The 13,817-nt window shown below is 54.4% G+C and carries 7 protein-coding genes; 6 read left to right on the forward strand and 1 reads right to left on the reverse strand.

Annotated elements, in window-relative coordinates; all coding sequences use genetic code 11:
• Positions 1 to 915, reverse strand: a complete 915-nt coding sequence (gene glyQ / locus JL719_RS22965) for a glycine--tRNA ligase subunit alpha (protein WP_033156860.1) — start codon at positions 913 to 915, stop codon at positions 1 to 3.
• 304 nt (positions 916 to 1,219) lie between these two features.
• Between glyQ and JL719_RS22970 the strand changes: the two genes are divergently transcribed.
• The 6 genes from JL719_RS22970 to JL719_RS22995 all read left to right on the forward strand — a co-directional run bounded on the left by JL719_RS22970 (position 1,220) and on the right by JL719_RS22995 (position 13,775).
• Entirely contained in the window at positions 1,220 to 3,388 is a 2,169-nt protein-coding gene (locus tag JL719_RS22970) for a zeta toxin family protein (RefSeq protein ID WP_033156861.1), read from the forward strand.
• A 114-nt stretch (positions 3,389 to 3,502) separates the two neighbouring features.
• Positions 3,503 to 5,275: a DUF1175 family protein gene (locus JL719_RS22975; RefSeq protein WP_033157002.1), complete on the forward strand. Its 1,773-nt coding sequence runs from the start codon at positions 3,503 to 3,505 to the stop codon at positions 5,273 to 5,275.
• Entirely contained in the window at positions 5,245 to 6,933 is a 1,689-nt protein-coding gene (locus tag JL719_RS22980; protein WP_033156862.1) for a hypothetical protein, read from the forward strand. Before JL719_RS22975 ends, JL719_RS22980 begins: the two co-directional genes overlap by 31 nt.
• The gene (locus JL719_RS22985) at positions 6,930 to 7,271 is read left to right on the forward strand and encodes a hypothetical protein (RefSeq protein WP_033156863.1); all 342 of its coding nucleotides are present in this window, start codon (positions 6,930 to 6,932) and stop codon (positions 7,269 to 7,271) included. The genes JL719_RS22980 and JL719_RS22985 overlap by 4 nt, the downstream gene beginning before the upstream one ends.
• A 49-nt stretch (positions 7,272 to 7,320) precedes the next feature.
• Positions 7,321 to 8,604, forward strand: coding sequence for a hypothetical protein (locus tag JL719_RS22990; protein ID WP_033156864.1), 1,284 nt, complete (start codon positions 7,321 to 7,323; stop codon positions 8,602 to 8,604).
• A gap of 359 nt (positions 8,605 to 8,963) precedes the next feature.
• Complete coding sequence (locus JL719_RS22995; RefSeq protein ID WP_225892933.1) at positions 8,964 to 13,775, forward strand: MG2 domain-containing protein; 4,812 nt, start codon at positions 8,964 to 8,966, stop codon at positions 13,773 to 13,775.
• Positions 13,776 to 13,817 lie beyond the last annotated feature (42 nt).

Here is a 13,817-nt window from a genome sequence, read left to right on the forward strand (position 1 = left end):
TCACGCTCCCTGTCTGGCGAGAATCGGAAAGCCCAGCGCTTCCCGACGGTTGTAATAGGCTTCGGCGACCGATTTGGCCATGTTGCGTACCCGTAAGATGTAGCGTTGGCGCTCGGTGACCGAAATGGCGTGGCGGGCATCGAGTAGATTAAAAGAGTGGGAGGCTTTTAAGACCATTTCGTAAGCCGGCAGCGGCAGGTTTTTCTCCAGCAGCATCAGGCATTCACGCTCATAGGTGTCGAAGCACTGGAATAGGAAGTCGACATTGGCGTGATCGAAATTGAACTCGGACATTTCCACTTCGTTTTGGTGGAACACATCGCCATAGGTGACCACGCCTTGCGGGCCGCGGGTCCAGACCAAATCGTAGACGCTTTCCACGCCTTGCAGATACATCGCAATCCGCTCCAGGCCGTAAGTAATTTCGCCGCTTACCGGCCGGCATTCCAGGCCGCCGACTTGTTGGAAATAGGTAAACTGGGTGACTTCCATGCCGTTCAACCACACTTCCCAGCCCAATCCCCAGGCACCCAGCGTTGGCGACTCCCAGTTGTCTTCCACAAAACGGATGTCGTGTTCCAGCAAATCCAGGCCCAGATGCCGCAATGATCCCAGGTACAACTCCTGAATATTGTCCGGCGACGGCTTCATGATTACCTGAAATTGGTAATAATGCTGCAAGCGGTTGGGATTTTCCCCGAAACGGCCGTCGGTCGGGCGCCGCGAAGGTTGTACGTAAGCGCTGTTCCAAGGCTCTGGACCAATGGCGCGCAAGAACGTGGCGGGGTGGAAAGTGCCGGCACCGACTTCCTGATCCAAAGGCTGCAACAACACACAACCTTGATTCGACCAGTATTCCTGCAAGGTCAGAATCAAGCCCTGAAAAGTAGAGACATCGTTTTTGCTAATCGACACGTCGGGAGCCACTTGATAGATAAAAAATGAGTTTATTGTACCTGAAAAGTACTCGCTAGACAGGCGCCAAGGGGGCTTTAAAGAATCCCGCTCAAGCCTGCTAACATCGCTCCAGGCAAGCGGAATCTGTGCGCTCTGGCTCCCCACTAGCGTCCTCACAAGCCGGAATGCCATACCGACTTACTCAACCGCCAATAATAGTAGTTTTCCGTTGCAAGACATTCAGCCAATATTCCTTCTCCGCCAATAACCGGTTAAGATCAGCCCCAGAAAATAATAACTATAAAAAATAAGAGGGTGGATTATGCAAAACCCCAGCCGGAATCTTCCGGGTTACAGGCCGCTAAAACGCCTACGCACCGCGCTGGCTATTGCCCAAGGCGCCGGACTGTTGTCGACCTTGTTGCAAGAGCTGGAAATCACCGTCTCGCACGACCAGACCAAGCGCGTCACTTATATGACCGGCTTGTACTCGCGCATTCATCGCGAAATGTTTAGCGATTGGAAGGAGCAGCCCACGGTCACCCACCGGCCCGGCACGATGCCGGATGCCGATAAGCGCAAACAATTTCGCGTCGCCATCGAGCGCTTGGTGCTGGATGGCGACAGCAATAGCGATACGGCGATTTTCGATAACAACGGCTTTGTGATCCACAGCGAGGACATCGCCGAGCGACTGGCCAACTTTTATCATTCCTTGCGGATCATTCGGCCTTATGGCTACGGCAATCGGATGACGCTGGATTTTTTCATTACCGCGCTGGGTAACCTGCCGGCCTTCAAGGCCGTCTACGAACAAGGCATCGATTTTCGCCGCCTAACTGCCGAAGACGCTTTGGTGCTGCACGATCATAATAGTCAACACCGGGCGCTGAGCCGCGCCTTTACGCACGCCCTCGATCCCAGTCGGATTAAAAGCCTTCACAACCAAGCCAACCGCTACGGCAAATGGCCGGAGAACAAGCGCTTTTTGCTGGGGATACCGTTTCTGTCGCATACCACCAGCGACGGCATCGAATGCCTGATCACCGTGACGGGCGGTCTGGTGCCGCTGAGTAGCATTACCGCCGAACAACTCATTGCCGGCCAGCATTTTGCCGATAATCCCTTGAGCGTGTCCGAGCACATCATCGGCTATTTGCCGGCTACCGAAGATTTGCGCGCCCCCGGCAAATTCGAGATTGACGCGATCCCGATTCGTGAAGACGGCGTTGCGCCGCTGTTTTGCCTGGACGTGAACATGCTCACCGGCTTGCGCTCCCCCAGCCAAGCTGAATTGATGGATTTGTTGAAGCAGTGCGCCGGCGAGCAAGCCAATCTATTTTTATTGGCGGACAACGAAGCCTTAAAACAAAAAATGCTGGTCGCCGCTCGTCACGAAGTGCGCTTGCGCCGTACCGTGGAAATTGCCTACGAGCGCTTAGCCAAGATTACCCGCATTTTAATCGCCGCCCGAGACGCGATTTTCGCCGGCAAAACCCCGGTCGATCAACCGCAGTTTTTGATGAGCATGGGCGGTGCCGGCGTCGGCAAAACCGCAGTTGAGGAAATCGCCACCGCGCTGTGCGGCGACAATTTCGTCATTGCCTCCTTGGACGAATTTAGAAAACTCAGCGATTTGTATCGCCTGCTGACTGCCGCTAATCACCACAGCGACGACTATGTTTACGTCGAGCCTTTTGCCAATCGACTGCGCGACTTGGTGGCGCAGCATGCCCGCGAGCTGCGCATCAATATTTTGTACGACGGCACAGGCATTCCCTACTCTCCGCGTTATTCCACAGCCATCAAACAGTTCCAGGCCGCCGGCTTTCGCACCCAGATTGCCGCCGTCGATGCGTTTCTGGTCAAGCCGGTGGGCCGTGAACAAGAGCTATCGCGCTCCGGCGTCATCGGCAGTGTCAAATCGCGCTTTGAAGCGACCGGTCGCGCCTTGCCATGGGTAGTGACCATCGATAAACATATCCGCTCCCCTCAAGAATTTCTCAATGCCTTGGAGGATGTCGCGCTGGCGAAAATCTCGCTGTTCGCCAATGACGGCGAACGCGACCGGCATTATTTAGTCGCGGAAAGTTTTTTGTGCAGCGACGCAGAGTTAGAGCAATTGCAACAGCAGCAACTGGCCGGCGATTTGGTCGAGCACCTAGTGAAATTGATACGCCAGCATCCGGATTCGGTATTGAAAAGCCTGGCCGGCGCTTGCGACACCCGCTTGACCGCGTTGATCGCTCGCAACCCGGACTTGAGCGAAGACAATGTCGGCTATTTAATCTACAAAGGCAGCGAGGGCAATCGGGTATTGCTGATTTATCATCTGCGGCGTTTGATTGATTTTGTGGAAAAACGCCAGCTCAACCCTAACGCCTCCGGCGAAGACGGCTTGTTGCATAAACCGGCGGCGCTGGCGTTTCATATCGACCCGCAAGCCAAAGACGCCTCGATCACCCGCTTGCAGGGTAGCGTGGAGACGTAAGACCTTGGTTCTTTATAAATGGGCATTTCATAAACCGTGCAGCAGATTTGCTGTTAGCCGATTTGCTTGCTACATTTCCAGCACTGATAAAATCCCCGCCCCATGGAGGCTTTGATGCGGATACCCCATTTCTTCGATGCCCGCTGGCTGAGCGGTATCGCCGCTTTGTTGCTGGTTTTATCGACTCAAAGCCTCGCAGCGCCTAGCGACGACCCCGACATTCTAGCCAGGCGCGGCCAACAACGGCCTTTGCCAACCGAAGCTGCCACCGCGCCCACACTGATACTGAGCAAACCAGCCGGCGGTTGGACCAGCGGTTTGCAAATCGCCGTGTCCGGTACCTGTTCCGACCCGACTGCCGATCCGATTGTGGTGAATATCAACGGCGTGCGCTATTACGTGCGCAATGTCAACGGCAGCTTTGCGCGCGCGTTTCCCGCCGCCAAAGGCAAAAACACCGTGATTGCCGAATGTGCCAACAGCGCCGGTGTTGCTAAAGCGTCGACTACGGTCGATGCGGTGATTGCATCGATAGGTTTAAAAGTAGTACTCACCAGCGATAGCGACGGCGTTTATACCGATTTGCACATTTACGAGCCGGATAACAGCCACGTCTATTGGGCCGACACCAATTCCAACAGCGGCGGCATCTTCTTTTTAAATCAAAACGGCGACAACTTCGATCAACCCGGTTACGGACCTTATCTATACGTACATCCGGCCCCACCGCTCGGCGTATTCCGCATAGATACCAATTATTGGCCAGGCGGCGCGGTGCAGCATACCTTGGCCAATCTGGATATTATTTTGGATGAAGGTTTACCCACGGAAAGTCGGCGTCGGGTGCAAAAACCCTTGGCCCGGCCCGGCGAAACCAAAACCCTGGCTTATGTCGTCATCCAAAGCAATCGCCAGCCGGCAAAAATCTATGTACCTGGTCAGGATGCCGAACGGGATATGCCGGCGGAAGTGAAGGAATTCATCAAACACGAGCCCAAGCGGGAAGGTGAGGCTGAGGACAGTGCGGCAGAATTAGGTTACCTGGAGCCGTCCGCATCGGGAAATAACGCAACTCCCTCTGCTGCTGCAGAAGGGCTTGCCGCACAAACTAAAATAGAACCCTCTCCCTCCGGGAGAGGGCAGGGTGAGGGTTTGCAAATAAAAGCCTTACCTCGTTTGATCTCCCTCACCCCAACCCTCTCCCAAGGGGAGAGGGGGCTGTCACAGCAGCCTATAGAGGGCGGTGGTGTGGCGCATGTAAACAGACAAACCTACTTGCTACCGCAAGACGCGGAAGCTTTGCGTCAAGTCGTCACCGACGTCGCCCTGTTGCAAGCCCGCAAACTCAGCCCGCTCTGGGAGCCCAAACAACGCGACTGCGCGGGCTTGGTACGTTTTGCCTATCGCACCGCTTTAGAGCCACGCGATGCCGCGCGCACCGCCAAACTCGGCGTGCCAGCCAAACTGATGTTGCCGCCCTTGTCCGAACAGGCCCGCAAAGTCGTCCCCGCCTACCCGCAACTCTGGCAAACCGGCTTGAACAACGGCCAGCCGCGCTACGGCCATTTTGCCGACGCGGAAACCCTGATCGGCTACAACTTCCGCTTGAAATCCCGCGACCTGGCGTCTGCGCAAAGCGGCGATCTGCTGGTGTACCAAAAACCCTTGATCAATGACGAACCCTATCACCTGATGCTGTTCGCTGCCGGCCATCCGGAAAATCTAGCGGTGTACCACAACGGCGCACAGGGTGCAGACGCTCAAGTGCGAGTGGTCAGCGTCGCCGAATTATTGCAATCGCCCGATCCGGTGTGGGTCCCCCGCGCTGAAAACCCCTATTTCCTTGGAGTGTACGAATGGAACCGCTTAGCCCCGCAAAACGCCTGACCGTGATTGCCTCGGCGGCGGTGCTGACCGCTACCGCCGGCATCGTTGCTTATCAGGATTATTCCCGGCAACCCTTGAGCCGCTTGATGCGCACCGGCCTGCCCTTGCTGGATTTGACCGTGAAATTGCGCGATTCGGCTAATAACGACGTGGATGCCAGCACCTCGCTGGTCGGCAGCAACGATGCAGTGCCAGCGGGCGACGACCATTGCCCAGCCCTGACCGGCGGCGATGTTGGCTCGGGCACCACCATGGATGTCACGGTACAGCGTCCCGCCGATTGTCCGAAACAGGCGACCTGGTATGTAAAAAAACATCCGGTGGCCTTTACCTTGAACTTCAATGAGGGCGAAGCGTTTTTAAACTGGTGGGATGCGCAGCCGCAAGTGCAAAGCTTGCTGGGCAATCGCTTCGTACAAGGTTTGTTTTTCGGTTTGTTACAAAGCCTGAAAGTCAAAGCCGAGCAACTCAATCTGCAAGGCCTACAAGGCGAGTTTCTGACGCAGTTGCTGCGCGATGCCATCGCCGCCAATGCCGAGCTGCATTACGACATGGCCCATGCCAGCCAGGGTTGGGTCATCAGCTACTCGCGTAGCGACAGCCAGTTTGCCGATCAAGCCATGCCGGCCTTGGCCGGGGTGTTGGCAACTAGTGGTTACCGCCTCAATAAACTGCCGGAACCCATCCTGGAAGCTCGCATCGGTTTGCAAAAGCTGTTTTTCACCCAATTCCGCGAGCGGATTTATCTGGCGCAAAGCCTGGAAGCGTTATTGAACGTGATCGACAGCATCGCCCCGCAAAGCCGTCGCAGCGCTGCGCCCTTGAGTTTGACGCTACGCAGCGAAGCCTTTATCGATAATTTGCTGCCGGCGCTGACCGGCGCACCAACCTATCCGCTGCAATGGGATTTTGCCTTAACAGACGGCCAACTGGGTACCTTGAATCTGCCGGCGGCGGCTTGGCAAAGCCAATTGCACGGACAATTGTTCGAAGGCGTTTTAGCCAGCATCCCGCATGATGCCTTTGCCGGCGTCGCTGCCAGCTTGGCCTTATCGCCCGATTTAACGACAGAAGACTGGCAAACACTGGCGGCAAACGGCCCGTCTACCCAGCCGCCCGGTGCGGAACCGGCAGGCGTCGGTTTGGTTTGGGATTTCACCGCCGACAGCCCGACCGGCGCGGTGGGCATCATCGTCGCCAATCCTCAACAGCCGCAAGCCAGCGCCGCGTATGCGCAATATTTAAAAAACCCGGACTTGGGCGCGGAATGCGCCGGCGGCAGTTTGTTCCTGGCGGCCAGCTCGGAAAGCCTGCTGACCCGGATGAAAGACGCCTGCAACAAACAGTCCTTAAGCCCCTTGGATTGGCAACGTGGCGTTGAAAAACCACGCTGGCAAGCCGCGCAACTGACCGCCTTCGTCAATCCCGGCGCGGCGGTGCGCGAACTATTCTTGGCTGGCGGTGCGGGTAACGCGCAGGAAGCCAATGAATTTGCCCCGCGCTGGCAGCAAGACTATGAAGCCGCCAAGGCCGCGATGCGGCAGGAGGGGGATAAGTTGTTTTATGGCTTACCGATTTTGAGTTATGCGGGAAGGGTTGAGGGGGATTCTGGTGCGCGGTTGGAAGGTAAGTTGATAGGTCAGGAAGGTGGGAAATGAGTCTGTTTTGGGTTTTGTTGTTGAATTGGGTCTGGTGTGCTTTTGAGTTGTTTGGAAGAGGTGTCGCTGTCGCGACGGATGTTTTAATGTCGGTTCTCGGACCGACAGCCGAGATACTTTCTTTTGCATCGCCAAAAGAAAGTATCCAAAGAAAAGGCGACCCGAATGCCGCTTATTCCCTACGCTCCTCGCTTTTGGCGGGGGTTGCCGAAAGGGGCTTCCTGCCCCTTCGGCAACGCGATGCATCCCTGCATCGCCCCTTCGGGCTATTCCCACCAAAAGCTCCGGTGCTCGGCGCGGCATACGGGGACAACAGATCCCAAAAAATGAAGTTTTAATCAGAAAATAAGGCAGTTTTAAATACTTAATTTTTAGCTAAAAATTATTATGAATAAAGCAACTAGAGTTTATTCGGCCGAGCAGGGTTATTTTTCCGAAATACTAGAGGCTACACATGTTAAAAGTTACTCCCACGCCAGAAAACTGGCGCCTTTTGTGGATGATAAAGGACAAATGGTTTATTGGGTTAACTGGGGAGCTTTAAAGAAAAACAATAGGCCTCGTGTTGCACACTTTAAGCATTACCCAAAAAATTCAAAAACAATAACTAAGTTAGTCGCTGAGGAAATTAAAGAAAGATTTACTGAATCATTGGAAAGCAAAGAGCATAAATTAGTTAAAGACGTAATCGTCGATTTCCTAAGAAAGAGGATTGCCGGCAGTAAAAGCTTGCCTTGGGCATTTAATGATCCGGCAATGTCATATTATTCATTATCAGGAGACATTCTTGCAGACGCTATTTCTGTGGAAAAGGAGTACCCAATACGGACTCCTTTTGGAGAACAATATAGACTTGATGTGGCAGTTCTCGGGAAAACAATAACTAAAAATCCTATTGTGCTGACTGGAATAGAAATAGAGTTTTCGCATAAATTCGACTTTAGTAAATCTCTTGTATTAAAAGCTCTCGGCTTTCCTCTGATGAGCATTGACATTGCGGGAGTGAATGTTAACGACATAGATGAAGAATGGGCAAAGCAAGCGATTATAGAAACAACAAAAAACAGCTTGGATGGCTTTAGAAGAAATTACATTTACATTCATAAAATGCTTTCTACAGTATATTTGGATATTGATAGAAAAGTTAGCCCAGAATCACGGCATCAGTACGTAATTTTTACGAAAGAACAAAATAGGTTTGAGAGGCATATAAAATTGCTTAAGGATAAGCTTGAAATAACCGATCAACAGTTAAACATTCAAATAGTTTCAGACATCAATAGGCAAACCCATATTCAAGTTGAAAATGCGGGGAATCTTGCAGGGGATTCTTGGCAAGATCATAATCCAAAATCTTTTATTCAGTTAACAATCGATAAGCCTTGTACAAAATCTGGAAATTTGTATCTTTTTCATTTGGTGTTATGTAGTTTATGCAATTCAATTTTTGATTGCCTTGTTGGATATAAATATGAGAAAGGTGAAAGGCATGAAGTCGGTGACTCTTTATTCTGGAATAGATATACAGGATTGGTAAACGGAGAAGCAATTTATCAAAAAATTGCTCCCAAAAGAGTTAGTGAGCCAGTAATGCAAATCATATCCCACGTAGAAAATAGAAGTGGTAGTGTCGAGGCTCTGACCAATTCGGCAGGAGAAAAATTAACATGAAATATAGTTTACTACGGGGATTGAATTTAAGATGCCACTTCAAAATACCGGGACATATATTCCCGTATGCCGCGCCGAGCACCGAAGCTTTTGGCGAGAATAGCCCTTTAGGGGAGCGGCAGGGATGCCGCTCGTTTTCGGAGGGGCTGGGAAGCCCCTTCCGAAAACCCTCGGCAAAAGCTTCGGCGCGCAGGAAACAAGCGGCGTCCGGGTCGCCTTTTCTTTGGATACTTTCTTTTGGCGACGCAAAAGAAAGTATCTCGGCTGTCGGTCCGAGAACCGACGTTAAAACACCCGTCGCGGTAGCGACACCAAATCTATTTGCTGTGATTGTTAGCTATCTACTTCTGCTAGCTTCATTGCTGAGTCCAACATGTGCCTGGGCTGGCAGCCCATTCTACCTAACCGCCGAACGCAGCTTCACCAACACCGAAGCCCCCAACGTCCGCCTGGATTACACCCTCACTGACCAGCCCATGCTGCTCCGGGTGCTGAAAGCCAACAACCTGGAGTTCTTCCTGGACGGCCAGTTCAACGTCAGCCGCAGTTACGAGCAGCCGGTCAGCGAACTGAATCCCGGCCATTACTTCGCCAAGGGGCTGAACAACGCGCAATCGCCGTTGAAGTTGTTGCGCGGCATGCTGGATGTCGAGTTTCGTAAGTCTTTAAAAGAATCCAATTTCAGCGGCTCGGTGCTGACCGTCACCGAAAAACCGTTGGTGTCGGTGCCGCAGCAGGTTTTAGTCGCACCGCCTAAAGGTTTTAGCGTGGTTAAAGAGAGCTATATCGATTTGCTACGCAACGGACAGCAAACCCATGATTTGGGTTGGTGGTTTAACGAAGACACCTGGAGCGAACATCGTTATAAAGTCCGCCAGATTGCACTCGATCCGCTGCCGGACGGCATTTATCTGCTGCAAGCGGTGCAAGGCAAGAACGAAGCGCAGTGCCTGATTCAAGTCAGCAGTCTGGCGGTGCAGGTCAAGCAATCCAGCGAGCAGTTGTTGGTGCGGGCGATGAACCGCGACTTGCAACCGCTGGCTGGCGCCAAAGTCAGTTATCGCGATGGCCGCGGCCGTTGGCAAACCTTGCCGGCCAGTACCAACGCCGCCGGCGAGCTGAGCTTTAATAATCCTGACGGCGTGCTGGATGGCAAATTGCTGGTGCGTGTTGATGCGCCGGCTGCTAAAACCGGCGAAGCGGCGCGCACCGCGTTGACCGCCACCGACTTTTTGCCGACGCAAGCCAAGGACGACGCGGTATTTGTGATGACCGATAGGCCGATTTTTAAGCCTGGCGAAACCTTTTATTACAAAGGCATCGTGCGCAATTTACAGGACGGCCAATTGCGGATTCCGGCTTTTCAATCCAAGCAAACCGATGTGTCGCTGATTCGCGCCGACGGCAACGCCACCGGTTTGCAAGGCCAAACCCAGCTTACCGATTTCGGTTCGTTTTCCGGCAGTTTCGATCTCGATCCCAGTCAGACGCCTGGTTTGTATCGCTTGCTGGCGGAAATCGACCATAAAGCTTATGGCGGCGAGTTCCGGGTGCGCGATTACATTAAACCCACGTTTTACCTGGAATGGCTGGATCGGAGTCCGGTGGTGCAAGCAGGTCAACCGTTTAAACTAAAATTCCGCGCCAAACGCTACAGCGGCGGCGTGCCGCAGAACGTCAAATTCGAAGTATTTCTATACCGGAAAAAATTCGAAGCCCCGCAATTCGTCACCGAAGCCGGCGCGGGCTTAGCCGCCGGCAACGATTATTTCGGCCAGGTTAAATCCGCCGCGCCGTTGACCCAGCCGCAACGGTTGTATAGCTCTATCGAAGAACGTCAGGCGGTCGATGCCAGCAACCCTTGGGAAACCGCCGCCAAGCTGGACGAAAGCGGCGACGGCAGTTTCGAGTTTACCGTGCCGGCAGCCGACCAGGAAAAGCCGGACCAGGAATGGATTTATTCCTTGATGGTCCGTGCTCAGGATGCCGCCGGCGGCAATGCGATTTTGACCGACAGCATTTACGCCACCTTGTCCGAGGCGCAACCGGCCGTGCGTTTTAATAAAACCGTCGCAGCTGTCGGCGATCAGGATTTGCAATTGCTGTTGCAATCCAGCTATGCCGACGGCAAGCCGGCCGCCAAAGCCGGCGGCGTGGTCGATGTGATGCTGGAACAGCCCGGTAGCGGCAAGCGTAGCCTGGTGAAACTGGATTTCGCGACCGACGAGCGCGGTCAGCAAAAACTCACCATTCCGGCCTTGAAAGAATTTGGTCGGCTGACCGCCGTTGCCCGTTTGGAAAGCCTGGATGGCAAAAATCTCAGCCATCCGGCCAACTCGCAACCCAGCACTTTAATCGTGGCCGGCAGCGGCGGCGAAGCGGTAGCCGACAATCCGGAATTGGAACTGTACACGCCCACCACCATCCTCAGCCCCGGCGAGCAAGCCAAGGTGTTTGCCTTATTGCCCAAGGCCTGGGGCAATAATGAGAGCGGCGCCATCTGGGAAACCGTGGCCGGCGCGCGTTTGTTTGATAGCCGCAGCGCACAGGCTCAAGGCCGCAGCCGCTGGTTTGAAGTCACCGCCAAACCCGAATACGGCACCGGCTTTTACCACACCGTCACGGTGCCGGTGGCCGGCGGCAAGTACAAGGAACAGACGCTGGGCTTTAGAATTGTGCCTTGGGAAAAGCGTTTGCAGATCGCTATCGAGCCGGCAAAAGCCGAAACCGAGCCGCTGAAACCCACCCAAATCAAGCTGCAAGTCAAACGCGCGGATGGCGGACCGGCGGCGAACACCGAAATCGCCGTGTCCATCGTCGATCGCGCCGTGTATGCGGTGCAAGCGGAATTCCGTCCCGGCATTTTCGATTTTTTCTATCCGTTGCAACGCAGCAATTTAGCGACTTTCTATTCCGACGATCTGCAAGGCTACGGTTATGCCGACTTGTTGCGTAAACCCAATTTCTCGCTCAGCGCCTTGAAGAGCCAAAGCAAGTTGGCGAAAAAAGCCATGCGCGATACCGCTGGTTGGTTTCCGCATGTTGTCACCGACGCGAAAGGCAATGCCACCATTGATGTGGACATGCCGGCTAACGTCACCGAATGGCTGGTCACGGCGGTCGCCAGCGACAAGGAAGGCCGTATCGGCGAAACCACCGGCCAATTCCGCAGCGTCACCGATGTGGCGGTGGACATGGTCGGCCCGCAATTCTTGCGGCAAGGCGACGAAGTGGACGTGGCGGTGAAACTGACCAATCACTTGGCCCAGCCGGTAAAACTGGCCGGCAGCATCAGCTTACCGGACAGCTTGCCTTTGCAAAGCGGCGAAACAGAGCCGCAAGCTGAGCTGGCAGCCAAAGCCGAGCAATTGTGGCCGTTACGCTTAAGCGCCAACGACCGGCAAGGGGCGCCTGCGCTTAAGGTGGCTTTAACCGCGCCGGCTGGTGTGCGCGTCGGCGGTGCCGAGGAATTTGAGATTCCGTTAAAAGCCGCCGCGCTGCCGCAGGTTTACAGCAGTAGTCAGCAGGACAATCTGCTACGTATCGATTTGCCTGTGCAATCTCAGCCTCGGCAAGTGACGGTGCGGGTCAATTCCGGCCTGCTGGGCGCCGCCCTGCAAGCGGCGTCCATGCTGGTGCAATATCCTTACGGTTGCACCGAGCAGCTGGCGCACAGCACCGTGCCGAATCTGGTGTTACTGGATTTAATCGAGCGCGCCGGTCTGAAGCCCGAGCAATTGGGACCGCTGGAAAAGACTTTGCAACGCGCCAAGCAGAATGCCGCATTGGGCATTCGTAAACTGATTCAAAACCAAAAATCGGACGGCGGGTTTGCCCTGTGGTCCAGCGACAGCGAAGCCACGGTGCCGGTGACTTTGATTGCGCTGCAGGCCCTGAAATACGCCAACGACCTGCAATTGGAAGGTGTGAATAATGCCTATTTCAAAGGCATGGATTGGCTGAACAATCACGCCGAGGGTGCTACGGTGGCGGATGGTTTTGTGTTGAGCGGCTTTGCGACGGTTGGTTATGCCTACAACGCGCCGTGGCAACAGCAGGCCGATTTTGTCGAAAAACTGCTTGCCAATGTCCATGCCGAGGCGGGTGATCTGATAGCCGCGCTGCGTATCGTCAAGGCTTATGAAAGTCAAAACTGGCACAGCTTTAATCAGCAGTTCAAAGACCGGCCGCAGTTGAAAAACGATTTGGTCAAACGCTTGCAAGTGGCGCTGGATGCGCTTGATCCTGCGAACTATCAGCAGCAACGCGGCGAGTTGTATAACAGCTTGGGCTTTGGATTTGGAGTACCCAGCCTGATTTCTGCCGGTTTGGGCGCGTTAAACGATTCCCAAGCCTTACCGCCAGCGCTGGAAGCCAAATTGAAGCGCTGGTTGTTGCAAGCCCAGCAAAACGGCTACTGGCAATCGACCTACGATACCGCGCAGGTGATCTTCAACAGCCGCGAATTGTTATCTAAGGAAGCGGCGGCAGCGGCCAAGCAGAACACCCGCAGCATTTCGGTCAGCAGCAAAGACGGTTTTGCGCTGGGCACATTGCAACGCATCCCCGGCGGCTATCTGGGCAGCTTCAACCGCTTTGGCGATAATCCCGACCTGAGTGAGCTTCATCTCACCGACTTGAATGCCGACGAAATCGCCAGCGCCACAGTCGCTGTTGAAGTGCCGTATCAAACCGTCGCCGCTCGTGCCGCCGGTCTGGAAGTGCAACGCAACTTTCGCCGCATCACCGCCAAGGGCAGCGAGTTGATCGACATGAGCCAAGCCTTGAAACCCGGCGATGTGGTGGTCAGCGAAGTGCGCGTCAAACGCAGCGCCGATGCCGGTCGGCCAGCGCCCGGTAGCGAGTATGTGGTCATCGAAGACGGCATCCCCAGCTTGGCGGAAGGCCAGGAAAACGATGAAACCTATTTAGCCGACGCCAAAATCCAGCCCAAGGACGACAGCTACTGGGCCAACATCAAGGAAACCCAACGCTACCCGGACCGTATCGTCCGCGTCGCCAAACTGCAAGCCAGCGGCGAATTGACCTTGTATCAGGTTTGGCGCGTCGCCAGAGCCGGTAGTGCGTCGATCCCTCCTGCTAGCGGGTTTGATATGTATAACGAGGCGGTGCAGGGGAATAGTTTGGCGGGGCGGGTGAGTGTTAAGTAGTCTCGTTCGGCGGAACGGCTTTGGTTTTGCGCGTTAAGGTTA

The sequence above is a fragment of the Methylomonas sp. LW13 genome, from assembly GCF_016865255.1.
In the GTDB taxonomy this organism is placed as follows: Bacteria; Pseudomonadota; Gammaproteobacteria; order Methylococcales; family Methylomonadaceae; genus Methylomonas.